The organism is Nocardioides solisilvae, assembly GCF_003194625.1.
In the GTDB taxonomy this organism is placed as follows: Bacteria; Actinomycetota; Actinomycetes; order Propionibacteriales; family Nocardioidaceae; genus Nocardioides; species Nocardioides solisilvae.
Map to the genome: position 1 here is coordinate 1,075,357 of NZ_QHKX01000002.1, position 21,697 is coordinate 1,097,053.

Sequence of the window (21,697 nt, forward strand, 5' to 3'; positions counted from 1 at the left end):
CGGTGGTTGAGGAGCGAGCGCAGCGAGCGTCTCGAAACCGCCCCACACCCCCGGTGGTTGAGGAGCGAGCGCAGCGAGCGTCTCGAAACCACCCCACGCGCGCCTTCATCACGGGTCTCGCCGGCCAGGACGGCTCCTACCTCGCCGAACAGCTCCTCGCCGATGGCCTGGAGGTCCACGGCTTGATCCGTACGCCGGTCCGCCCGCCCTTCTGCCCGCCCGAGGTCGTGCTCCACCCCGGCGACGTCACCGACCACGACGCCACCCGACGGCTCCTCCTCGAGGTGGCGCCCGACGAGGTCTACAACCTGGCGGCCGTCAGCTCGGTGGCCCGCTCCTGGCAGGAGCCGGAGCTCGTCCGGGCCGTCAACGGCGACGCCGCGACCGCCCTCATGGACTCCGCACTCGCCCTGCAGGACCGGACCGGCCGACCCGTCCGGCTCGTCCAGGCCTCCAGCGCGGAGATCTTCGGCTCCCCCGCGACCGCACCGCAGGACGAGTCCACGCCGATCGCGCCGACCAACCCGTACGGCGAGGCGAAGGCCCGCGCCCACCTCGCCGTCGGCGAGGCCCGGGAGCGGGGCCTGCACGCGGTCAGCGCGATCCTGTACAACCACGAGTCACCACGCCGCCCGCAGACTTTCGTGACCCGCAAGATCACCAGGACCGTCGCAGCAATCGCCCGCGGCGAGGCCGACGAGCTCGTGCTCGGCAACCTCGAGGCACGACGCGACTGGGGTTGGGCTCCCGACCACCTGGGGGCGATGGTGCTGGCCGGTCGCCATGACCTCGCGCAGGACTACGTGGTCGCCACGGGCGAGAGCCACTCGGTGCGGGAGTTCGTCGCGGCGGCGTTTGCCGCAGCGGGGGTCACCGGATGGGAGTCCCGAGTCAGGATCGACCCCACCCTGGTGCGTCCGGTCGACGCGGCCGACCTCCGAGGAGACAGCACGAGGGCTCGCAGCGCGCTCGGGTGGCGACCGACCAAGGCATTCGCAGATGTGATCTTGGCCATGGTTGAAAGCGATCTCCGCCCGCGCTGACGCTCACCGTTTCGCATGATGTGCTTCGCGATGTGCGCTACCCGCGAGTAGTGATAGGCATGCATGTGGTACTGGCCGAAACTTCGGCGACAATTCTGGACGAAAGGCTGATCGTTCTCGGGAATCAGCGGCGGGGGATGCCACATGGGACAGTCGCAAGTCGTCGTGACTGACGCGCGGCCAGAGCGCGTGCCACGCGCGCGGAACGGCGAACGGAGCCGTCCTCGCCGGTGGCGCGTGAAAAGCCAGAGCCAACTCATCCGCGCCATCCCCTACCTCGTCCTCCTCGTCGACGCGCTCCTGATCTCGCTCGTCCTCGTCTCGGCGGCCGTCTTCCGCGACCACGTCACGTGGGGCATCGACAGCAACATCACCAACGAGGTGACGTGGTTGGCGCCGCTGATCGCCATGGGGTGGCTCGGGGGCATTGCGTTCCTGGGCGGCTACCGGCCTGAGGTGTTCGACACCGGTCTGGACGAGTACAAGCGCGTCTCCCGCGGCACGCTGATGGCGGCCGCCGTGGTCGGCATCGGGTGCTACCTCTTCAAGTACGACCTCTCCCGCGGATTCTTCGTCCTGGCCTTCGGCTGCGGCGTGGTCGTCCTCCTCCTCGGTCGCTTCCTGTTGCGGCATGTCGCTTACGCCCTCCGCAAGCGGGGTCACCTCCACCACAAGGTGGTGATCGCCGGCTCCCGCTCCCACGCCGACGAGCTGGCGCTCAACCTCACCCGCGAGAAGCGCCTTGGCTACCGGGTCATCGGCGCCGTGACGCCGGCCTACGACATGAACGAGACCACCCGGAGCGGGATCACGGTCTTCGGCGACATCGAGGACCTGGCTCAAATCGCCATCGAGTCCGGCTCCGACGTCGTCTTCATCGCGGGCGGCGCGTTCGGCACGGCGACCCAGCTCAAGGAGCTGGCTTGGGCTCTCGAGAACCACGACATCCAGCTCGTGGTGGCGCCCAGCCTCACCGACGTCTCCGGGGAGCGAATTCGCTTCCGCCCGGTCGCTGGCCTGCCGCTCATCCACGTGGACGGTCCGCGCGGTCACCTGGCCACCCGGAGCGGGAAGCGAGCCTTCGACTTCTTCGGCTCCCTGATGCTGATCCTGGCGTTGAGTCCGGTCCTGCTCTTCGCGGCCTTGCGGGTGAAGCTCCACGACGGGGGTCCGGTCTTCTTCTCCCAGACCCGGATCGGCAAGGACGGGGTGCCGTTCCAGTGCCTCAAGTTCCGCACGATGGTGGTGGACGCGGAGGCCCTCGTCGCGAAGCTCCAGGAGGAGCAGGGTGCCCAGGCGCTGCTGTTCAAGATGAAGGACGACCCCCGGATCACCAAGCCCGGGAAGTGGCTGCGCCGGTTCTCGGTCGACGAGGTGCCCCAGCTCTTCAACGTGCTGCGCGGCGACATGAGCCTGATCGGGCCCCGCCCGCAGGTGCAGCGCGAGGTCGACCTCTACGAGGGCGGCATGATCCGCCGCCTGCGCGTGCGCCCCGGGATGACCGGCCTCTGGCAGGTCTCGGGCCGCAGCGACCTCACGGCCCAGGAGGCCATGCGGCTGGACCTCTACTACGTCGACAACTGGTCGATGGTGCAGGACCTGTCGATCCTGGCCCGCACCGTCAAGGCCGTCTTCGGCTCCGACGGCGCCTACTGAGTTCCGACCTCATCGGTCGTCGAGCAGCCCGGCCAGGTAGGCGCCGTAGCCGCTCTTGCGCAGCGGCTCGGCGCACTCCAGGAGGTCTTGGTCGCTGAGCCACCCCATGCGCCACGCAACCTCCTCAGGCGCACCGACCTTGAACCCCTGCCGGCTCTCGATCGTGCGCACGAAGTTGGAGGCGTCGTTGAGGGAGTCGAAGGTCCCGGTGTCGAGCCACGCCGTACCGCGCGGCAGCACCGAGACCTGCAGCCGGCCCTCCTCGAGGTAGCGCCGGTTGAGGTCGGTGATCTCGAGCTCTCCGCGTGGCGACGGCATCAGCTCCTTGGCGTAGCCGACTACGTCGTTGTCGTAGAAGTAGAGGCCCGGCACCGCGTAGGAGCTCTTCGGCTCGGTGGGCTTCTCCTCCAGCGAGATGGCGCGGCCTTGATCGTCGAACTCGACGACGCCGTAGGCGGTGGGGTCGGCGACGTGGTAGCCGAAGACGGCAGCGCCGTCGATCTCCGCGAACTCGGAGAGCTGGTGGCCGACACCGGTGCCGTAGAAGATGTTGTCGCCCAGCACGAGACCGGCGGTGTCGGAGCCGATGTGCTCCTCGCCGATGAGGAACGCCTGGGCGAGGCCGTCGGGGCTGGGCTGGACGGCGAACGTGATGTTGATGCCGAACTGCGAACCGTCCCGCAACAGCCGCTGGAACGCCTCGGCCTCGTGCGGGGTGGTGATCACCAGAACGTCGCGAATGCCCGCGAGCATCAGCGTGGTGAGCGGGTAGTAGATCATCGGCTTGTCGTAGACCGGGACGAGCTGCTTGCTGATGCCCTGGGTGATCGGGTGCAGCCGCGAGCCGGTCCCACCGGCCAGGATGATTCCACGCATGCGCGCCACCCTAGAGGAATCCGAGGCTCACCCTGTGCTCACAGCGTCCACACTCCGAGGACTGAGGAGCGAGCGCAGCGAGCGTCGCGAAATCCTCTCCCTCTAGACTCCCTGCCCATGCAGCGTCTTCTCGTGACCGGCGGCGCCGGCTTCATCGGCTCCAACTTCGTCCACTATCTGCTCGAGCACACCGACGCCTCGGTGACGGTGCTGGACAAGCTGACCTACGCCGCGAGCCGCGAGGCGCTCGACGGGCTCCCCGAGAGCCGGGTTCAGCTGGTCGTCGGCGACATCGCGGACGCCGCGGTGGTGGACCCGCTGGTCGCCGAGCACGACGCGGTCGTCCACTACGCAGCCGAGTCGCACAACGACAACTCGCTGCACGACCCGAGCCCCTTCATCCAGACCAACATCATCGGGACGTTCACGATCCTCGAGGCGGTCCGCAAGCACGGCGTGCGGCTCCACCACATCTCCACCGACGAGGTATACGGCGACCTCGAGCTCGACGATCCGGAGCGCTTCACCGAGTCCACCGCCTACAACCCGAGCAGCCCCTACTCCGCCTCCAAGGCAGCCTCCGACCACCTGGTCCGGGCATGGGTGCGCAGCTTCGGGGTGCAGGCGACATTGTCGAACTGCTCCAACAACTACGGCCCGTGGCAGCACATCGAGAAGTTCATCCCCCGCCAGATCACCGAGGTGATCGACGGCCGCCGTCCCAAGCTCTACGGCTCCGGCGAGAACGTCCGCGACTGGATCCACGCCGACGACCACTCCTCGGCCGTCTGGACCATCCTCAACAAGGGCCAGATCGGCGAGACCTACCTGATCGGCGCCGACGGGGAGAAGAACAACCTCGAGGTCGTCCAGATGATCCTCAAGCACTTCGGGCGCTCGGAGGACGACTTCGACCACGTCACCGACCGCGCCGGCCACGACCTGCGCTACGCGATCGACTCGACCCGACTGCGCGAGGAGCTCGGCTGGACGCCGCAGTTCCAGGACTTCGAGGACGGCCTCGCCCGCACGATCGAGTGGTACCAGGACCACCAGGAGTGGTGGCGCCCCGCCAAGGAGGCCACCGAGGCCGCCTACGCGGCCAAGGGCCAGTAGCCCCACCCCTGGTGGTTGAGGAGCGAGCGCAGCGAGCGTCTCGAAACCACCCCGCCGCCCCCGCCACCGCCGGTTGAGCTTGTCGAAACCAAGGAGCCTGATGTCCCTCCCCGCCCTCGAGACCACCCCCATCCCGGGCATGGTCGTCGTCCGCCTCGACCTGCGCGAGGACGCCCGCGGCTTCTTCAAGGAGAACTGGCAGCGGGAGAAGATGCTCGCCATCGGGCTCCCCGACTTTGGGCCGGTGCAGAACAACGTCTCCTTCAACTCCGAGCGGGGCGTCACCCGCGGCATCCACACCGAGCCGTGGGACAAGTTCGTCTCGCTGGCCACCGGCCGCATCTTCGGCGCCTGGGTCGACATGCGCGAGGGCGACACCTTTGGCGCGACCTTCACCCTCGAGATGGACCCCTCGGTGGCGATCTTCGTCCCGCGCGGCGTCGGCAACAGCTACCAGACCCTCGAGGACAACACGGCGTACACCTACCTGGTCAACCAGCACTGGCGTCCGGGCATCACCTACCCAGCACTCGCGCTCGACGACCCCACGGTCGCGATCCCGTGGCCGATCCCGCTGGCCGAGGCGATCATCTCCGAGAAGGACCAGAACAACCCTCAGCTCGACCGCGGCACCGCGATCGCGCGGCAGAAGACGCTGATCATCGGCGCAAAGGGCCAGCTCGGCCGGGCGCTGCAGGCCGACTTCCCGGGCGCCGACCTCGTCGACCTCGACGAGCTGGACGTCACCAACGCCGAGCAGGTCTCAGCGTGGCCCTGGGAGCAGTACGACGTCGTGCTCAACGCCGCGGCCTACACGGCCGTCGACGCCGCCGAGACTCCCGAGGGCCGCGTCACCGCCTGGGCGGCCAACGCGAGCGCCCCGGCGACGTTGGCGCGACTGTCGCGCGAGCACGGCTTCACGCTCGTCCACTACTCGTCGGAGTACGTCTTCGACGGCACCGCCCCGCTCGACCCCGGCCACTCCGAGGACGAGCCACTCTCCCCGCTGGGGGTCTACGCGCAGTCCAAGGCCGCGGGCGACATCGCGGTCGGCCTCGCCCCGAAGCACTACCTGCTCCGCACCTCGTGGGTGATCGGCGAGGGCAACAACTTCGTCCGCACCATGCGGTCGCTCGCCGAGAAGGGCGTGTCCCCCAGCGTCGTCGACGACCAGGTCGGTCGGCTCACCTTCACCACCGAGCTCTCCCGCGCGACCAAGCACCTGCTGGAGACCGGCGCCGACCACGGCACCTACAACCTCTCCAACGGCGGTCCGGCCGCCTCCTGGTGCGAGATCGCCAAGCAGGTCTTCGAGCTCTCCGGCCGCAGCCGCGACGACGTCTCGGGCACCACGACGGAGGAGTACTTCGCGAGCAAGGACGGGATCGCCCCGCGCCCTCTCAACAGCGCGCTTGACCTGGCCAAGATCCGGGCCACCGGCTTCGAGCCCGAGGACGCCTCCGAGGCCCTCCGTCGCTACCTGGCCGGCTGAGCGGCTTCGGTTTCGAGACGGGCCTGGCGGCCCTCCTCAACCGCCGACCAAAGGTGGTTGAGGAGCGAGCACAGCGAACGTCTCGAAACCACCCACTCCGGTGGTTGAGGAGGCGCGCCAGCGCCGTCTCGAAACCACCTACCCCCGCCGCCGCGACAACCCCACCAACGCGTCGAGATCCCCACGGAGCAGCGCCTCACGCTTCGCACGACTCCACCCCTGGATCCGCTTCTCCCAGGCATACGCCTCCCCGATGTGCTCGAACTCCGCCGACCAGACGAGCACGACGGGCCGCCGGCGGCGTGTGTAGGCCGCACCTTCAGGCGAGTGGTTGTGCTGCCAGAGTCGGCGCTCGAGGTTGCGAGTGCTGCCGGCGTAGTAGCTGCCGTCAGCGCAGCGGAGGAGGTAGGCGTAGGGCATGCGTCGAGGATGGCGTCGCCCGCCGGGTGAGCGGGGACGGCTGTGGAGAAGTGCCGGTTTCGAGACGGGCCTGGCGGCCCTCCTCAACCAGCGGTGCCACCTGCGGCCCTCGGTGGTTGAGGAGGCGCGCCAGCGCCGTCTCGATGCCACCACCGGTCCCTGAGGAGCGAGCGCAGCGAGGGTCTCGAAGGGACCAAGCCTCAACCAGCAAGGGTCGGTCAGGCGTCGGCCGCGGCCGGCTCCTCGCGACCGTAGTCGTCCTCGAGTCGGCAGATGTCGTCCTCGCCGGTGTAGTTGCCGTGCTGCACCTCGATGATCACGAGCTCCTCGGAGTGCATGTTCGTGATTCGGTGAGCCGCGCCCTGGGGCACGTCGACCGAGTGACCGGGCCCGGCCACGATCGTCTCACCGTCGATGACGCACGTGGCCATGCCGAAGATGACGACCCAGTGCTCGGAGCGGTGCTCGTGGGTCTGGTACGAGAGCCGCTGGCCGGGGTTCACGTGGATTCGCTTGACCTTGTAGCCCTGGCCGTCGTCGATGACGTGCCACGAGCCCCAGGGGCGCTCCTCGGATGCCAGCATCTGTCTCTCCCCGCTTCGTTCGTCGTCAGATGACAATGACAGCGACAACCGTATCCCGTGCCGGCGGTCCGGGTTGAATCCGTTCAGCGACGCCTGGTGAGGCTCTGCAGGGCCGGCCGGACGTCGGCGAGATAGACGAACGCGGCGATCGTGAAGGCGATGTTGATGAGCCCCAGCACACCGGGCAGCACGAGTGCGGCGGCGAAACCGAGCCCGAGGATGAGGCACCACGCGACCTTGGTCAGCTTCCCGGCGGCTTCGTAGGCCTCGGCGGGAAACATCAGCGCGGTGACGAAGACAAAGCCCTTCACCAGCAGCAGGGCGAAGAAGACCAGGAGCATGACGCCGCCCTGGAACGCGAAGAAGTCCACGCGTTCAGGATACGGGCAGGCACGCAGCAGCCCCGGACGCCGGGGCGTCCGGGGCTGTCCCGATGCGGGGTCCGGCTAGAAGAGCGTCATCTGCCCCTCGTCACCCGTCCTTCAGTCGCCGACCTTCTGGGCGGCGTCCGCGACGGCGGTGGTCGCAGCCGACGCGGTCTTGGCGGCGGTGGTGGCGGTGGCCTTGGCCGACGACTTCGTGGTGGCCGCCTTCTTCTTGGCCGGGGTGCTCTTGACGGCCTTCTTGGCGGTGCTCTTGGCCGCGCTGCCGGTCTTCTTGGCCTGCGTGGTCGTGGTCTTGGCCTTGGTGGTGGTCGCCTTGGCCTGGCTCACGGTGGCCTGGGTGGACTGCTGGCGACGGATGCGGCCGACGAGGACCTCGCCGCGCTTGACGAGGTCGGCGTAGGTGGCGGTGGCGGTGTCGACGTTCTCGTCGAGCAGGGCCTGGACCTTCGCCGGGTACGCCGCGGCGTCAGCCTGCAGCTCGGCCACACGGGCCTCGATGCGGGCGCGGAGGGCGTTGAGGTCGAGGTCGAAGCCGCTGACGTCCTTCTGCACCTTGGCGACCCGCGCCTGCACGTCCTTCTGGACGTCGGCGACCTTGGTCTGCACGTCGGCGACGTAGGTGCGCACCTTCTCGACGGCGAGGTCGTTGACGCCGACCCCGGCGTAGAAGACCTTCGCGGCCCCGGTGCGTACGTCGAACTTCGTGGTGGTCTTGGCCATCTCGTTCACTCCCTTTCGGTGGATGGAGCCTCGGCGGTCGGAGTCTCCGGCGGTCGAGCTGTGCCCTCCCCCGCGTTCATCGCGAGGAAGGAGGTGTAGACGTCGAGCAGCGACTGCTTCTGCCGCTCGGTGAGCCTGGGGTCGCCCAGGATCGCGGTCTCGGTGGTGCCCTCCAGCCCCTCGCGCGGGTCGAGGATCCCGGCCTGCACGTAGAGCTGCTCCGACGAGATCCGCAGCGCCTTGGCGATCTGCTGGAGCACGTCGGCCGAGGGCTTGCGCAGACCGCGTTCGATCTGGCTGAGGTAGGGGTTCGAGACGCCCGCGAGGTCTGCGAGCTGGCGGAGCGACAGCTTGGATGCGAGCCGCTGCTCCCTCAGGTAGTCCCCGAGCCCTCCGATCTTTCCCTTGGCCACTCCTCCAGTGTGCTTGCAAGAGTTAGCACTTGCAAGCAGATCCGGCGTGAGCCCAACCACTCCCAAACTGGGTACGCCTCGGTCCCTGAGGAGGTTGCGCAGCACCGTCCCTCGGTCCCTGAGGAGGTTGCCCAGCACCGCCCCCAGGTCCCTGAGGAGGTTGCGCAGCAACCGTCTCGAAGGGACTACAGCCGAGCCCGCACCTTTCCCACCACCCGCCCACCGCCGAGCAGCACGTGCTTCCCGGTCTCACGCACCGCGTCACCGTCCACGCCGTCCATCTCCAGCACGCCGGACCTCTCCAGCGCCGCGGCCATGACGACGGGCCGGGCGCGCGTGCCGCCGTCGTCGATCTTGAGCGCGAAGGCGCGCCCGTCGGGCAGCGCGACGGCATAGCAGGCCTCCGCCCCCGCCTTCCCGATGGCGCCGGGCAGCGCGCGCAGCAGCGCCGCCTCGTCGCGCGTCGTGCCGGAGACGTACGTCGGGTGCTGACGGATCGCGTCCGCGACCTGCCGCTCGGGTCCCGAGGTCGCGACGGCCAGCGTCCGGAACGCCCGGGCCAACCCGGTCAGCGACGCGGAGAGGAGCGGCGCGCCGCAGCCGTCGACCGCGGTCACCTCGACGGGCTCCCCGGTCAGCTCGGCGAAGGTCTCCGCGATCGCGACCTGGAGCGGGTGGGTGGGTTCGAGGTAGGTCGCGGTGTCCCAGCCGCGCTGCACGCAGGTGGCGAGCATCGCCGCGTGCTTGCCTGAGCAGTTCATCCGGGCCGGGGTCCGCTGGCCGCCCTCACGCAGGACCGCCTCCTTCGCGGCGTCGTCGAGCGGGAGGTCGGCGGGGGTCTGCAGCGCCTCCTCGGCGAGCCCGGCTCCAGCCAGGATCCGGCGGACTCCCTCGAGGTGGAAGGGCTCCCCCGAGTGCGACGCGCTGGACAGCGCGAGGAGGTCGGGCGGCAGGTCGAGACCGAGCCGGACCATGGTGAGAGCCTGGACCGGCTTGTTGCAGGAGCGTGGCAGCACGGGGCTCGCGACGTAGCCCACCGACCAGTCGACGGAGCCGTCGGCGGCCAAGGCCACCACGGACCCGCGATGATGGCCCTCGACGAACCCGGAACGGACGACCTCAGCCACGACAGCAACACTGGACATGTTGTCGAGGCTAACTACTCGACATTTGAGAGGATGCCGGGCGTGCCTGACACCTCGCTGCCCCAGCACTGCCCCACCCCGGTGGAGCTCGACGACCTCGAGCTCCTCGTGTCGGGCGCCTACGCGCCGACGACGGGCTTCAACGAGCCGGGCAGCGCAATCACGCTGACCCTGCCTCCCGCGCTGCGCGAGGCCGAGGCAGTCGAGCTCGTCGACCCCGAGGGCCTTCCCCTCGCCCGGGCCCTTCGAGACGGGCGCTTCACGCCCTCCTCAGGGACCGACTCGGTGGTTGAGGAAGGCGCGCTAGCGCCTGTCTCGAAACCACCCCTCCGCATCGAGCCCCTGACCCACGCCCAGTTCGGCCCGTTCCGCGACCACTACCTCACCCCCGCGCAGACGCGGGAGCGGTTCGCCGGCCGCACCTTCGTCCCGGTGACCGACGCGCTCACCAGCGCCCAGCTCGCCGAGCTCGAGCGGCTGGGGCCGCTGGTCCTGCTCGCGCTGGCCGGCCACGGCACCCCGTCGCTCTCCCCGGTCGGGCTGGTCCGCGCCAGCCTCGCCGCCGCCCGACTGCTGCCCGACGCCGCCGTGGTCGTCGTCCCGTTCCCCTCCCACGGGGACGCCGACCTCGATCACGAGCTCTCCGTCACCGTGGTGGACAACTACGCGCAGGGCGACCCGGTCCACACCCTGGTCGCCGACACCAGCGAGGACAGGCCGGATGAGGTCGCCGCGATCGTCGACTTCGACCGCCCCGCCCCGGGCCGGCAGGGTTTGGTCCTCTTCTTCACCGGCCTCTCGGGCAGCGGCAAGTCGACCCTGGCCCGCGCCCTGATGGACCGTCTGCTCGAGCAGGGCGAGAGGACCGTCACCTCCCTCGACGGCGACGTGGTCCGCCGGAACCTCTCGGCCGGTCTCACGTTCTCCAAGGAGGACCGGGAGACCAACATCCGCCGGATCGGCTGGGTCGCCGCCGAGATCGCCCGCCACGGCGGCGTCGCCATCTGCAGCCCCATCGCCCCCTTCGACTCCACCCGGCAGCAGGTGCGCGAGATGGTCGAGCACGCCGGCGGCGAGTTCTTCCTCGTCCACGTAGCCACCCCGCTCGAGGAGTGCGAGCGCCGCGACCGAAAAGGGCTGTACGCCAAGGCCCGCCGCGGCGAGATCCCCGAGTTCACCGGCATCTCCTCGCCCTACGAGGAGCCCGAGGACGCCTCCGTCCGGGTGGACACCACCGGGCGCAGCATCGACGAGGCGCTGGACGACGTGCTGGTGGCGCTGGCGAGGACCGGTCACCTCGATTTGACCCGAACCGGCGGTGGTTTCGAGCCCTTCGAGACGGTTGCTGCGCAACCTCCTCAGGAACCGACGGGCGCTAGCACGCCCTCCTCAACCCCCGGCCCGCTCAAGGTGCTCTTCGTCTGCACGGCCAACATCTGCCGGTCCGCCTACGCCGAGGTGGCCGCCCGCCGTCTGTTGGGCGACCGCACCGACCTGGAGTTCACCAGCGCCGGCACCCACGGCCACGACGGCGAGCCGTTGAACGCCGAGATGGCCGCGGTGCTGGCCGAGGGCACGACGTACGACGCCTTCGCCAGCCGGCCGCTCTCCCGCGACGTGGTCGAGGGAGCCGACGTGATTCTCACCGCCGAGAGCACCCACCGGGCGTTCCTGCTCGAGGAGCACCCGCAGGCCTTCCGCAAGGTCTTCACGATCGGCCAGTTCGCCGAGGCGGCGAAGCAGAGCGACCTGCGCGGCCGCGCCCTGGTCGAGGAGCTGGGTCGCCGCCGGGCGGTCCCGGACGCCTCCCTGGACGTGCCCGACCCCTACCGTCGCGGCCCCGAGGCCGCTCGCGCCTGCGCCGACCTCATCGACCGTCACCTCGACGTCGTGGTCCCCGCCCTCACCGAGAGCAGGGGCGCCTGATGGATCTCGACGTCCTCACCGGGGCCTTCTTCGGCATCCTGGCCGCCGGGTTCATCGTCGGCGTCGTGGTCGGCCTCACCGGCATGGGCGGCGGCGCCCTCATGACCCCGGCGCTGATCTTCCTCGGCGTCGGCGAGACGGCCACGGTCGTCACCGCCGATCTGACGGCCGCCGCGGTCTACAAGACCGGCGGCGCCATCGTGCACAAGCGGGAGGGCTCCCCCAACCTCAAGCTGGCGATGTGGCTGATCATCGGGTCGGTCCCCACGGCCCTGCTCGGGCCCTACCTCATCAAGTGGCTGACCGACAGTCCGGAGGACCTCGACCGGACCCTCAAGCTCTGCATCGGCTTCGCCCTGCTCCTCGCCGCGCTCACCTACGCGCTCCGGCTCTACATCAACCTGCTCCGCGTGCGCGCCGGCCGCCACGAGGTCGACGACAACCCGACCATCCGTCCGATCCCCACCCTGCTCGTCGGCATGGCCGGCGGGCTGCTCGTCGGTGTCACCAGCGTCGGCTCGGGCTCGGTCATCATGATCTCGCTGCTCATGCTCTACCCCGGCCTCTCGGCGGTGAAGCTGGTCGGCACCGACCTGGTCCAGGCGGTGCCGCTCGTGCTGGCGGCGGCGATCTCCAACATCGCGATCCACGGCCTCGACTGGGGGATCCTCATCCCGCTGGTCCTGGGCTCGGTGCCCGGCACCATTCTCGGCAGCAAGCTGGCGCCACGCGTCCCGCAGTCGCTGATCCGCCGGGCCATCGTCGTCGTGCTGACGATGTCGGGCGTCGCCCTGCTCGACAAGGCGGGCTGGGCGCCGCTGGGCGCCGGCGAGGACGAGACGTCGCCGATGCTCGTCGCCGGCGTGGGCCTGGTCATGGTGGTGCTCGTGCCGCTGGTCTGGGGCGTCATCCGCCGGACGACCGGTCTGCCGATGTTCGGCTCTCCCACCGTCGCCCAGCTGGAGGACCCGTCCTACCGCCCCGGTCTCGTTGGCATGAAAAGGGACCCGGGCCGTTAGGCTGACCGGGCACATCGTCTGCCACGACTAAGGGGAACCGTGGAACTCCGCGACTACTGGCGCATCGTCCAACGCCGCTGGATGTTCATCCTGGCGACGATCGCGGTCTGCTTGGGCATCGCCGCGCTCTTCACGCTCAACGCGACGCCGCAGTACTCCTCGACCGCCCGCCTCTTCGTCTCGACCAGCCAGTCGGACACCTCGCAGGCCTACCAGGGCAACCTCTTCGCCACCCAGCGGGTGTCGTCGTACGCCGACCTGGTCGGCGGCCGCGAGCTCGCCGAGGTCGTGGGCCAGCGGCTCGACCTGGACGAGGACCAGATCAGCGAGCTTCCCGACCGGGTGGCCGCCTCGGTGGTGCCCGAGACCGTCATCCTCTCCATCACGGCCACCGACCCCGACGCGCGCGCCGCGCAGAGCCTCGCGCAGGCCTACGTGGAGGAGCTGCAGGACCTGATCCGCGAGCTCGAGACCCCGTCGGGCGAGAGCCGCGCCCCGGTCAAGGCCACCGTCGTCGACGACGCCTCCTTCAACGACAACCCCGTCTCCCCCCAGCCGGTGCGCAACTACGGCCTCGCCGGCGTGCTGGGCCTCCTGCTGGGCCTCGGCATCGCCGTGCTGCGGGAGGTCCTCGACAACACGGTCAAGACCACCGAGCACGCCACGGCGGCCGGCAAGGCCCCCGTGCTCGGCTCCATCACCTTCGACGGCCAGGCCCCCAAGCGGCCGCTCGTCACCTCGCTCGAGCCGCACGCGCCGCGCGTCGAGGCCTTCCGCGTGCTGCGCACCAACATGCAGTTCGTCGACGTCGACCAGGCGGGCGGCCGGGTCTACGTCGTCTCCAGCTCTGTGCCCGGGGAGGGCAAGACGACCACCTCGGCGAACCTCGCGCTCACCATGGCGCAGACCGGGCAGAAGGTCGTCGTGGTGGAGGCCGACCTACGGCGTCCCCGGCTCGCCCTGGCGCTCGGCGTCGACAACACCATCGGGCTCACCACCGTGCTGGTCGGCAAGGTCTCCCTCGACGACGCGCTCCAGGACCACGACTCCGGCGTCACCGTCCTGCCGAGCGGCGCGGTGCCTCCGAACCCGTCGGAGCTGCTGCAGTCGCACGCCATGGAGGAGCTGCTCGCCGACCTGCGCTCGCGCTTCGACCTCGTGATCATCGACGCCCCGCCGCTGCTCCCCGTCACGGACGCCGCGCTGATCGCCGCCCAGGCCGACGGCGCGCTGCTGATCGCCCGTCACGGCAAGACCACCCGCGACCAGCTCGCCCACGCAGTGGACCGGCTCGAGGCGGTCGGTGCCCGCACGGTGGGCCTCGTGCTCAACATGGTCCCGCGCCGCAAGGGGATGGGCAGCTACGGGTACGGCTACGGCTACGGGTACGCCCCTGACGTCGAGGTCCAGCCGAAGAAGGGTCGTCGGGGCCGCACGGCGGAAGCCTGACTCAGCAGCCGGACTCGAACGTCGTGTCGGCGTCACCGGAGACGATGCTGGGCGTCACCCCGACCACCCCGTCGCCGGTCTGGCCCTCGCCGGTGGTCATCCGCCACGTCACGTCGACGTTGTCCGTGGGCGTCAGGAACGCCACGAGGTTGGCGACCGGCCGGCCGTCCAGGTCGATCGTCTCAGCGTCCACCGGCTCCCCGTCGAACTTCACGTCGCTGATCTCGCCGCCGACCGGGCCGTAGAGCCGCACGACCACGAGCTGGGAGCCGGGTTCGGTGCCGTAGGTGCCGCCCCCGGAGATGTAGACGGGCAGGTCCTCCACCTCGTCGGCGGAGATCGTGGAGCCGAGGCGCATCGAGCCGGCCAGCCGCTGCACGTCGCCGGTGCAGGACTCCGCCCGCACCTTGACCCCGTGCCGCAGGTAGTAGGACATCTTCGACCCGGTCGCGTCGTCGAGCGTCACGTCGACGTACGGGGTGGCCTCGTCGTTGCTGGGGAGCTCCCCCGCCACAGCCGTGCCGGCGAGCTCCTGCTGCTCCTGGGAGCGGAACGAGTGCACGAGGAAACGCCCCTCCCGGCCGGCGCGGCCGAAGCCGGCGGCCAGGTCCATCGGCGACTGCGGCTCGCCCGTCACGGCCTCGAAGACGGCCGTGGACACGGCTTGGAAGCGAGCGTCCTGGGCGGCGGGGTCCTCCAGCTCGCGGTAGGTCTGGTGGAGAAGCTCGTCCACGGCGTTGTCGGAGTCGATGGTCACCCCGGCAGCACTCACCGGCCCGGTCCCCTCCAGGAGGTAGGCCAGGGCCACGGTGTCGAGGCTGAGCACGCCGTCGAGCTCCGTCTCCCGGGTCTCCTCGAAATGCGCGCGCCAGAGGTCGGCCGCGCGCGGGAAGTGCGGGGTGAAGTTGGCGTCGTGCCAGTAGGTGCCGAGCTGGACGTCGTAGACCTTGCGCTCCGCGGGGGTCAGAGGCAGGACGGGCGCGTCCCGCTCGGGGAAGTCCGCGGTCGAGCCCTGCTCGACCATCTCGACCCTGCCGCGATCCGTCCGCACGTGGGCCCAGGCGCCGGGCAACCCGCCGGTCGCCCGCACCTCCGCGTTGTTCTGGAAGACCACGAGGTAGTCCCGATTGCCGGAGCCGCCCAGCATCCCGGGCAGCAGCTCGGTGGCGGTGGTCGCCGCGGCGAAGCCGCGGTCCGCCTGCGTGATCAGGTCGGCGTACTCGTCGAACGGGTCGCGCAGCGCCGCGACGTACCCTGCGCTGTCGAGGCCCGTGACCTCGTCCCGCGCCGCCCCGAGGGCCGTCGCGGCCTGCTCGACCGGGGAGCGCAGGGAGCGCACGGCCGACAGGTTGGCGCCGTCTCCGCGGCTGACCTCGCCGAGCAGCTCGGAGGTCTCGAGCAGCGGGGGCACGGCGTCCGCGGAGAGGACCTCCAACGACCGCGCCAGGGCCCGCACCCCCTTCGCGTCGTCACCCACGACGGGAAGCAGTCCCACGCCGCTCCACACCGCGCCCTCCGCACGCTCCCGGGCCGACGAGCTCGCCTCCTCGAGGTCGTCGGCGGCGTCCGAAGCGGCGTCGCGGTCGTCGGACTGCAGCGCGGACTGGAGGTCGCGCGCATGCCCCTCCGCGGCCTCGAGATCGCTCTTCAGCTGCCAGCCGACCCAGCCGACCACCCCGAGGGCGATCAGGAGGACGACGACCAGCAGGCCCAGGACACGGCGCAGGGTGAACACTCAGATTCCTTCGTCGGGGAAGAGCAGAGGCCAGCGTAGCCAGAAGGCCCCGTCTCCCGAGGGAGACGAGGCCTTCTGGATGAGACAGTGGGGTCAGTTCGGCTGAACCTTGAACTTGACCACGTCGCGCGAGCGCTTGTAGACGGAGTTCTTGTTGTTCGGGACGAACTTGACGACCATCTTGTACTTGCCGCGCGGCAGGTCGCCGGTGCTGTAGCGCTTCTTGCCCTTGTAGGTGCGCTGGACGCGCTTGACCTTCTTGCCGTTGGGCTTCTTGACGATGAAGATCAGCTTGCCCTTGGGGGTCACATTGCCGTCGACGCCGACGTCGACCTTGATCTTCACCTTGTTGCGCTTGATGACCAGCGGCGCCTGGGTCTTGGTGTCGGTGACGACGGAGCCCGGGTAGGGCGCGGCGTTGGCGGTCCCGGCGGTGCCGACGAGGCCAGCGGTCAGCAGGCCCGCGGCAGCGGCGCCGGCGATGAGCTTCTTCATGTGTACGTCTCCCCCATGTGAAAGGCGTCAGAGTCTGTGGGTGGTGCGATGTCTGGACGTGACCTTACGTGACCCGGTTGGATCGTGCACATCGACGACGCTTTCTGGACACATCGTCATCAACTGTTAACACGGCTCCCACGCCGGACCACGATGTCGGGCTCCCCCGAGGGCACGGCTAGCATGTGGGCTTGCTGTTCCGACGAGAGGCGCTAGTCAGTCATGACCCAGACCCATCCCGACTACCAGTTGAGTCAGCTCGACCAGCTGGAGGCGGAGTCGATCCACATCTTCCGCGAGGTCGCTGCTGAGTTCGAGAAGCCGGTGCTGATGTTCTCCGGTGGCAAGGACTCCATCGTCATGATGCGGCTCGCCGAGAAGGCGTTCTTCCCCGCGAAGATCCCCTTCCCCGTGCTGCAGGTCGACACCGGTCTCGACTTCGACGAGGTCCTCGCGACCCGCGACAACTGGGTCAACCGCCTCGGCGTGCGCCTCATCGTCGCGAGCGTCGATGACGCCATCAAGAACGGCGTCGTGGTCGACGACGGCAAGACGTCGCGCAACCGCCTGCAGATCGGCACCCTGCTCAACGCCATCGAGGAGGAGGGCTTCACCGCCGCCTTCGGTGGTGGTCGCCGCGACGAGGAGAAGGCTCGCGCCAAGGAGCGCGTCTACTCCCACCGCGACGAGTTCGGACAGTGGGACCCGAAGAACCAGCGCCCCGAGCTCTGGAGCCTCTACAACGGCCGCCTGCACGAGGGCGAGCACATGCGGATCTTCCCGATCTCCAACTGGACCGAGCTCGACGTCTGGCACTACATCGACCGCGAGGGCATCGAGATCCCCTCCATCTACTTCGCCCACGAGCGCCAGGTCATCAAGCGCGACGGCATGTGGCTGAGTCTCTCCGACGCCGTCCAGCCCAGGGAGGGCGAGACGGTCGAGACCAAGATGGTCCGCTTCCGCACGGTGGGCGACAAGTCCCAGACCGGCTGCGTGGAGTCGGAGGCCAGGACGACCGCCGAGATCATCGACGAGATCGCCATCGCCCGGGTCACCGAGCGCGGGGCGACCCGCGGCGACGACCGGTTCTCCGAGGCCGCCATGGAAGACCGCAAGAAGGAAGGCTACTTCTGATGAGCCCCGAGATCTCCCCCGTCGCCGAGAAGCACGAGGGCCGCGCTCCCATGGACCTGCTCCGGTTCGCCACCGCCGGCTCGGTGGACGACGGCAAGTCGACGCTGATCGGTCGCCTGCTGCTCGACTCCAAATCGATCTTCGAGGACCAGCTCGAGGCGGTGGAGTCGACCAGCCAGTCCAAGGGCTACGACTACACCGACCTGGCGCTGCTCACCGACGGTCTCCGCTCCGAGCGCGAGCAGGGCATCACCATCGACGTGGCCTACCGATACTTCGCGACCCCCACGCGGAAGTTCATCATCGCGGACACCCCGGGGCACATCCAGTACACCCGCAACATGGTCACCGGCGCCTCGACCGCCGACCTGGGCCTCGTGCTCGTCGACGCCCGTCACGGCCTCACCGAGCAGTCCCGCCGTCACGCGGTGCTGCTCTCGCTGCTGCGCGTCCCCCACCTCGTGCTCGCCATCAACAAGATGGACCTCGTCGACTGGGACGAGGCCGTCTACGAGAAGATCCACAACGAGTTCACGGCCTTTGCCACCAAGCTCAACATCCCGGACCTCGAGGTCATCCCGATCTCGGCGCTCCAGGGAGACAACGTCGTGACCCGCAGCGAGAACACGCCCTGGTACCACGGACCGACCCTCATGCACCACCTCGAGCACGTCCACGTCGCCTCCGACCGCGACCTCCAGGACGTCCGCTTCCCCGTGCAGTACGTCGTGCGCCCCAAGTCGGACGCCTACCACGACTACCGTGGCTACGCGGGTCAGGTCGCCGGCGGCGTCCTCAAGCCTGGCGACGAGGTGATCGTCCTACCCAGCGGCATGACCTCCACCATCGAGGGGATCGACCTCTTCGACCAGGAGATCTCCGAGGCCTTCCCGCCGATGTCGGTGACGGTCCGCCTCGCCGACGACGTCGACGTGAGCCGCGGCGACATGATCGCCCGCGTCAACAACGCGCCGAAGCCGAGCCAGGACATCGACGCGATGATCTGCTGGATGACCAACGAGCCGCTGCGCCCGCGCCAGAAGCTGGCGATCAAGCACACGACGCGCACCGGCCGCGCCATGGTGAAGGACATCCAGTACCGCTTGGACGTCAACAGCCTGCACCGCGACCAGGACACCAGGGAGCTCGGGCTCAACGAGATCGGTCGGGTGCAGCTGCGCACGACCGTGCCGTTGCTGTGCGACCCCTATGCCAAGAACCGGACCACCGGATCCTTCATCCTCATCGACGAGGCCACAGGGGTGACGGTCGGAGCGGGGATGATCAACTCCGGCGCCTGATCATAACCCTGCGGCGAGACGGTTCTCTCTCTCCACTAACGGAAGGACTGTCCTTTGGGCACGGTAACCACGTGGCGCCAATCCATCATTGACCTGCTCCTCGCGCGTCTATTGCTGCTGGTCGGACTTACGCTTCAGTCAACAAGGCGTTAAGGAAAGGCGCATGTCCATCACACCCCTTGGAGGGGTCTTTGCCCTCCTTCTAGTGATGGCAGCTGCTAGTCCCAGCCCTGATGCGCGAGCTAGAACGAAGCGTGTCGGCGTCGCAGCTGCCATAAGTTTTCCGTTTTACGATTCCGCGGCTCTGACCATTGGGCCGTTCGGCGTTGCTCCCCACTACCTCGGAATTATTGCCCTTATTCTGCTCGCGGCCACTTTCAGGAGCCCTGGCACCCCGACGACACGCGGGGAGGTGTTGTGCCTGCTCCTCGCCGGCATTTCAGTCTTGACGACCGCTGCGTCCCCTTGGCTATTCTCGGGGCTATCGGTACTGGCATCGGGGACAGGGCTCGATGAGCAGGTTCGCTTTCAGTCCCAACTGACGTACTCGGCGTCCAATGTGGCGCAAGTCATGTACCTCGCGGTGAACTTGATTCTTGTCACGTTCGTACTTAAACGCCTCGGGATAGGTCGCGACGTCATCCGAGTAGCCCTGACAACTGGGACATTTGCAGGAGGAATGGCTGCCGCTGCTACGTTGCTCGGGGCGAACTATCCGCACGAACTATTTGATACAAATCCCCGCTTCTTCTATGCCGAGTTGGACACTCGCCTGAGGGGACACCTATCCGAGCCTTCGCACTTGGGAGCCTTCAGCCTTACGGCACTAGCATTCTTCACCGTTAGTGCACTGACACAGAGCAGCGCAGGCAATCGACTCCGTGATATCCTTATGGCTTCCGTCGCCGCCCTCACGCTCTATCTTTCAGAGGCTGGGACAGCGGTACTTGGAGCTGCAGTGGGAGGTTCGTTGCTTCTCGCGGCGGCGACTATTCGGACTCTTAGCACCGGACGTTTATCTTTGCCGGGTTTCGTCGCCATTTCTTTAGGAACGGGAATTGCCTTATTCCTGAGCCAACCAGGGTATGACTTCGTGTCTAACATCTTGGCCTCCAAACAGGGCTCTATGTCTCTCACGACCCGGAGTTTTGCGGACCTCCACGCGCTGGAGCTCACGGCTCAAACGTACGGTCTCGGCGTTGGGCTAGGCAGCAACCGGGCGTCATCAATGCTCGCGATGCTTGCCTCAACCATCGGCGTGGTGGGGGTATGCACGTTCGTTGGTTTGTGCTACCTCGCCCTTCGCAATGGTATGCGGGCACGAAACCTTGCGGAGATGGCGGCGCTGACCGCCCTACTGACGGCCTCTTTCATCTCCATTGCCGACTTCACGTCTCCCATTTTGTGGACACTCATAGGAACGGGCCTGCACGCCAATGCTGGGCTCGACCATACGCGCGGTCGGACAGGCGGCGCGATCGCCGACAGAGGTTCGCCTATTGGACATAGAGATCGTCTCAGTGCCGCCCAGCGAGCAACTCGTCGTACTGACTGACCATTCGGTCGGCGACCTCTGGCCAACCCAACGCAGGATGGACTAGGGATCTAGCCCGACCACCTGCTTCCGCAAGCCTCTCGGGTGCGGACAGCAGACTGGTAACTGCGGCCGCTATCTCGTCGGCCTCGTATCCGTTGGTGATGAAGTCGCGGCCGAGACCCGATACGACTTCCGGATTCGCGCCAACGGGCGTGACCAGCGCAGGCGTTCCGCAAGCAAGAGCCTCGGCGGTTGCGAGGCCGAAGCCCTCTAGCTCATAGGTTGGAGTCACCGCAATAGTGGCGGACCGGTACCACCCAAGCAGTTCCTCCTCAGAGACGCGGCCAAGCAGGTGAACGGACGCATCCAGTCCATGTCGGGCTACAAACTCTTCGATCGCGGGGCGACGCGGCCCCTCTCCCAGGACCACCAGTTGCGCCGTCGGAATGCGGCCCAGGATTTGCGGCATCGCACGTACCAGATTTTCTACCCCAGTCCGCTCAACAAGTCGACGCGCAGTCAAGATGACTGGCCCTGCCGGTAAAATCCGAGGCATTGCCTGACTGGAGTCTGGCGAGAAGTGAGACGTGTCCATGCCGCCTGGGATAACTCGAATCTTTTCATCGCCGTTGCGTAGCAGACTCAGCGCCTCACCACGCATGTACTCACTCAAGGTAGTAACGCGGCGGGCCCTCCGCAGTACGAGTGCGTCAAGCATTTTAACTGCTGCAGTGGCGGGCCTCTGGACGGGCCGCGGCAGGAGGTAGGAGTCCTGTCGTTCGCCTAGGATCTCCTTGTGCAACGGCGCGTGGAACGTGTACAGGTAGGGCAGGCTCTTGGCAATGGCAGGGAGAATCGGGATGGGAAAGTGCCCGTGCACCACCGTATCCCTCGCGGCGCGACTGTCATCCAGTCCAGCCAGCGCGAAGGCTTGACGCACGCTTCGATAAACCGACACAGGGTAGGCGGCGGCGAAGAGCGGATTCGTCTTTGCAGGTGCTGCGTACCGGATGACCTCGACGCCATCGTCTTCTCTCATCACCTCCGCATCCGCGAAAGTCGCCACGGCACTTTTCGCAATTATCGACACATGATGCCCGTCCAGGACGAGTTGTGACGACAACTCGCGGACGTACCGCTCCAGGCCACCCATCTTGTCGGGCGCCACCTGGTTGGTGACCATTACAATCTTCACAGTTCCCCTTAGACTTATACGGTGTGACTGGCGGGGGTGACGTTCCGCCTAC

Annotated in this window: 20 protein-coding genes; 10 read left to right on the forward strand and 10 right to left on the reverse strand. The window is 68.2% G+C overall.

Annotated elements, in window-relative coordinates; translation table 11 throughout:
• Positions 1 to 53: 53 nt before the first annotated feature.
• On the forward strand, positions 54 to 1,043 hold the full coding sequence (locus DNK53_RS11200) for a GDP-mannose 4,6-dehydratase (protein WP_110182306.1): 990 nt from the start codon (positions 54 to 56) through the stop codon (positions 1,041 to 1,043).
• 237 nt (positions 1,044 to 1,280) lie between these two features.
• Positions 1,281 to 2,699 carry a sugar transferase gene (locus tag DNK53_RS11205; protein ID WP_162599896.1) on the forward strand — a complete coding sequence of 473 codons (1,419 nt, stop codon included), beginning with the start codon at positions 1,281 to 1,283 and terminating at the stop codon, positions 2,697 to 2,699.
• A gap of 9 nt (positions 2,700 to 2,708) precedes the next feature.
• On the opposite strand, the gene rfbA is transcribed toward DNK53_RS11205, so the two are convergent.
• Positions 2,709 to 3,575: a glucose-1-phosphate thymidylyltransferase RfbA gene (rfbA, locus tag DNK53_RS11210; protein WP_110182308.1), complete on the reverse strand. Its 867-nt coding sequence runs from the start codon at positions 3,573 to 3,575 to the stop codon at positions 2,709 to 2,711.
• Between the two features lie 117 nt (positions 3,576 to 3,692).
• On the opposite strand from rfbA, the gene rfbB reads away from it, so the two are divergent.
• On the forward strand, positions 3,693 to 4,691 hold the full coding sequence (rfbB, locus tag DNK53_RS11215; RefSeq protein WP_110182309.1) for a dTDP-glucose 4,6-dehydratase: 999 nt from the start codon (positions 3,693 to 3,695) through the stop codon (positions 4,689 to 4,691).
• A gap of 100 nt (positions 4,692 to 4,791) precedes the next feature.
• A complete protein-coding gene (locus DNK53_RS11220) occupies positions 4,792 to 6,183 on the forward strand; it encodes a sugar nucleotide-binding protein (RefSeq protein WP_110182310.1) in 1,392 nt (463 codons plus the stop codon).
• Between the two features lie 138 nt (positions 6,184 to 6,321).
• Here the strand turns inward: DNK53_RS11220 and DNK53_RS11225 are convergent, their stop codons facing one another.
• The 6 genes from DNK53_RS11225 to DNK53_RS11250 all read right to left on the reverse strand — a co-directional run bounded on the left by DNK53_RS11225 (position 6,322) and on the right by DNK53_RS11250 (position 9,851).
• The gene (locus DNK53_RS11225; RefSeq protein ID WP_110182311.1) at positions 6,322 to 6,603 is read right to left on the reverse strand and encodes a GIY-YIG nuclease family protein; all 282 of its coding nucleotides are present in this window, start codon (positions 6,601 to 6,603) and stop codon (positions 6,322 to 6,324) included.
• Between the two features lie 218 nt (positions 6,604 to 6,821).
• A complete protein-coding gene (locus tag DNK53_RS11230) occupies positions 6,822 to 7,187 on the reverse strand; it encodes a phosphomannose isomerase type II C-terminal cupin domain (protein WP_110182312.1) in 366 nt (121 codons plus the stop codon).
• 83 nt (positions 7,188 to 7,270) lie between these two features.
• Positions 7,271 to 7,558 carry a DUF2516 family protein gene (locus tag DNK53_RS11235; RefSeq protein ID WP_110182313.1) on the reverse strand — a complete coding sequence of 96 codons (288 nt, stop codon included), beginning with the start codon at positions 7,556 to 7,558 and terminating at the stop codon, positions 7,271 to 7,273.
• Positions 7,559 to 7,669: 111 nt separating this feature from the next.
• On the reverse strand, positions 7,670 to 8,293 hold the full coding sequence (locus DNK53_RS11240) for a hypothetical protein (protein ID WP_162599897.1): 624 nt from the start codon (positions 8,291 to 8,293) through the stop codon (positions 7,670 to 7,672).
• A 5-nt stretch (positions 8,294 to 8,298) separates the two neighbouring features.
• Entirely contained in the window at positions 8,299 to 8,706 is a 408-nt protein-coding gene (locus DNK53_RS11245; protein WP_110182315.1) for a helix-turn-helix domain-containing protein, read from the reverse strand.
• Between the two features lie 185 nt (positions 8,707 to 8,891).
• Positions 8,892 to 9,851, reverse strand: a complete 960-nt coding sequence (locus tag DNK53_RS11250; RefSeq protein ID WP_110182316.1) for an asparaginase — start codon at positions 9,849 to 9,851, stop codon at positions 8,892 to 8,894.
• Positions 9,852 to 9,893: 42 nt separating this feature from the next.
• Between DNK53_RS11250 and cysC the strand changes: the two genes are divergently transcribed.
• The 3 genes from cysC to DNK53_RS11265 are packed head-to-tail and all read left to right on the forward strand — an operon-like array spanning position 9,894 to position 14,245.
• On the forward strand, positions 9,894 to 11,777 hold the full coding sequence (gene cysC, locus DNK53_RS11255; protein ID WP_239456483.1) for an adenylyl-sulfate kinase: 1,884 nt from the start codon (positions 9,894 to 9,896) through the stop codon (positions 11,775 to 11,777).
• Positions 11,777 to 12,796, forward strand: coding sequence for a sulfite exporter TauE/SafE family protein (locus DNK53_RS11260; RefSeq protein ID WP_110182318.1), 1,020 nt, complete (start codon positions 11,777 to 11,779; stop codon positions 12,794 to 12,796). The genes cysC and DNK53_RS11260 overlap by 1 nt, the downstream gene beginning before the upstream one ends.
• A 39-nt stretch (positions 12,797 to 12,835) precedes the next feature.
• On the forward strand, positions 12,836 to 14,245 hold the full coding sequence (locus tag DNK53_RS11265; RefSeq protein ID WP_110182319.1) for a tyrosine-protein kinase domain-containing protein: 1,410 nt from the start codon (positions 12,836 to 12,838) through the stop codon (positions 14,243 to 14,245).
• A gap of 1 nt (position 14,246) precedes the next feature.
• Here the strand turns inward: DNK53_RS11265 and DNK53_RS11270 are convergent, their stop codons facing one another.
• The gene (locus tag DNK53_RS11270; protein WP_110182320.1) at positions 14,247 to 15,980 is read right to left on the reverse strand and encodes a DUF4012 domain-containing protein; all 1,734 of its coding nucleotides are present in this window, start codon (positions 15,978 to 15,980) and stop codon (positions 14,247 to 14,249) included.
• Positions 15,981 to 16,073: 93 nt separating this feature from the next.
• On the reverse strand, positions 16,074 to 16,475 hold the full coding sequence (locus DNK53_RS11275; protein ID WP_110182321.1) for a hypothetical protein: 402 nt from the start codon (positions 16,473 to 16,475) through the stop codon (positions 16,074 to 16,076).
• Positions 16,476 to 16,697: 222 nt separating this feature from the next.
• Between DNK53_RS11275 and cysD the strand changes: the two genes are divergently transcribed.
• From cysD to DNK53_RS17525, 3 genes are all read left to right on the forward strand, one after another.
• Positions 16,698 to 17,612: a sulfate adenylyltransferase subunit CysD gene (cysD, locus tag DNK53_RS11280; protein WP_110182322.1), complete on the forward strand. Its 915-nt coding sequence runs from the start codon at positions 16,698 to 16,700 to the stop codon at positions 17,610 to 17,612.
• Positions 17,612 to 18,913 (forward strand): sulfate adenylyltransferase subunit 1, encoded by a 1,302-nt coding sequence (locus DNK53_RS11285; RefSeq protein WP_110182323.1) that lies wholly within the window; start codon positions 17,612 to 17,614, stop codon positions 18,911 to 18,913. Before cysD ends, DNK53_RS11285 begins: the two co-directional genes overlap by 1 nt.
• Before the next feature lie 163 nt (positions 18,914 to 19,076).
• Complete coding sequence (locus DNK53_RS17525; protein WP_162599898.1) at positions 19,077 to 20,468, forward strand: hypothetical protein; 1,392 nt, start codon at positions 19,077 to 19,079, stop codon at positions 20,466 to 20,468.
• On the opposite strand, the gene DNK53_RS11290 is transcribed toward DNK53_RS17525, so the two are convergent.
• Positions 20,431 to 21,633, reverse strand: a complete 1,203-nt coding sequence (locus DNK53_RS11290; protein WP_110182324.1) for a glycosyltransferase family 4 protein — start codon at positions 21,631 to 21,633, stop codon at positions 20,431 to 20,433. The genes DNK53_RS17525 and DNK53_RS11290 overlap by 38 nt on opposite strands.
• Positions 21,634 to 21,697: the final 64 nt, after the last annotated feature.